The organism is Polaromonas sp. P3_C2, from assembly GCF_056402675.1.
This window is the reverse complement of sequence record NZ_JBFUGX010000811.1, coordinates 1-1,645: the sequence shown is the minus strand read 5'-3', so window position 1 is coordinate 1,645 and position 1,645 is coordinate 1. Positions and strand designations below refer to the sequence as shown.

At 60.8% G+C, this 1,645-nt stretch carries 2 protein-coding genes; both read right to left on the bottom strand.

Going from position 1 to position 1,645, the window contains the following annotated elements:
- A partial coding sequence (locus tag AC1DWI_RS22250) for a DNA translocase FtsK (protein WP_477725794.1) occupies nucleotides 1-1,175 on the bottom strand: 1,175 nt, incomplete at its 3' end.
- A 247-nt stretch (nucleotides 1,176-1,422) separates the two neighbouring features.
- A partial coding sequence (locus AC1DWI_RS22245; protein WP_477725793.1) for a helix-turn-helix domain-containing protein occupies nucleotides 1,423-1,645 on the bottom strand: 223 nt, incomplete at its 5' end.

Below are 1,645 nucleotides of genomic sequence, written 5' to 3'. Positions count from 1 at the left end.
GCGTTGGGCAGCTCCAGCGCCATGTAGTTTTTGCCGGGAATGGTTTCGATCACGCGAATGGAAACGAGGCTGAGGGCGCGCGCCAGGTCTTTGGCCAGGTTGACGACCTGCGAGCCCTTCACGCCCGTGGCGGGTTCGATCTCATAACGTGTGATGACGGGGCCGGGAGCGGCGGCCACGACACGCACCTCGACGCCGAAATCCTTCAGCTTTTTCTCGATCAGGCGCGAGGTCATTTCCAGCGTCTCGGGGGCCACGGTCTCCTGGCGTGTCAGCGCACCGTCCAGCAGATCAACCTGCGGGAGCTTGGAGTCGGGCATTTCACTGAAGAGCGGCTTTTGCCGTTCTTTTGCCACGCGCTCGCTTTTGGGAATGTCCACGAGCACAGGCTCGATCAGGACCGGCACCGGATGGTGTTCTTCAATCTCGATGCGCTCGTCGATCAAAGTCTCTTCACGCTCACGCGCGGCCAGTTTGCCGAAGGCGAGGTCTTCGGCAATTTCGCGCTTTTCGCGGCGGGAGTCAATCAGGTTGTCAATCCACGCGCCAACACGCAGGGCCACATGCGCCCAGGAAAAGCCGAACACGGCGGACACGGCGATCACGCCGAGCGCAATAAAAACCAGGCCTGAACCAGCAAAACCCAGCCATTTCTCGCCCTGCGTTCCAGCCAGGTAACCCAGCACGCCGCCAGCGTGGCCGGGCAACCTGAATTCAAAACGATACAGGCGGGACCATTCCAGCGCCGCGCTGGCCAGTAAAAGCAGGAGCAGGCTTAGCCAAAACCGGATCCGGCCGGCGGAATGGGATGAATCGGCAGCAAGGGGCTCGCCGCGAAGCCAGCGCGCCAATGAAGACAACCAGACCTGGGCGCCTGCCGCCAATGCCCACCAGACGGAAAAGCCCAGCAGGAAATAGCTCGCATCTGCCAGCCATGCGCCCAGGCGGCCACCCCAGTTTCGGGACGCAGCTTGGGCGCCACCCAGGACATCAGCGGTACCGGATGTTGACCAGGCAGCGTCTTGCGGAGAATAGCTGAGCAGTGCCGCGAGCCAGAAAATCAGGCCGAGCAGGCCCAGAATCAGGCTGACTTCATGGGCAAAGCGTTTGATGCCGCTGGGCGCGCCCGCGGCTGGGGAATTTCTGGAGTTCAGGGTATCGAGTGAGTAAGTCATGGCCCGGCTAGTACTGCAAGCCGGAAGTAGCGAGACAAAATGAAAGGGATGGATTCGTGCCCAGGGCAAGGCGCGGGCCGCAGCGAAGGCTATATGCCTTCGCAAGGCTTGCAACGCCGCCATGGGTACGAAGACGCGCTTTCATGTTTCGATATTTCCGGGTTGCAGTACCAAGCTTACCGCAGTTGGGTAAGGCCTTTGAGGGCGCCAGAGACGCCAAACCGTACGGCAGGGGTCTGCCAGGGCCCTATCCCAGCGTATGAAGACGCTCTTTCACCAAAAGCGAGCCATCGTCGCGGGTTTCGATGAATCCGCGCTCTTCAAGATCCTTCATCACCCGGCTGAMCATTTCGCGCGAAGCGCCGACCATCTTGGCCAGATCCTGCCTTGAAACCTTGTCGCGGATCACGGCATTTCCGCTGCCGTCTTCATTGGCGAATTCGAGCAATGCCCTGGCCACACGGCCATAC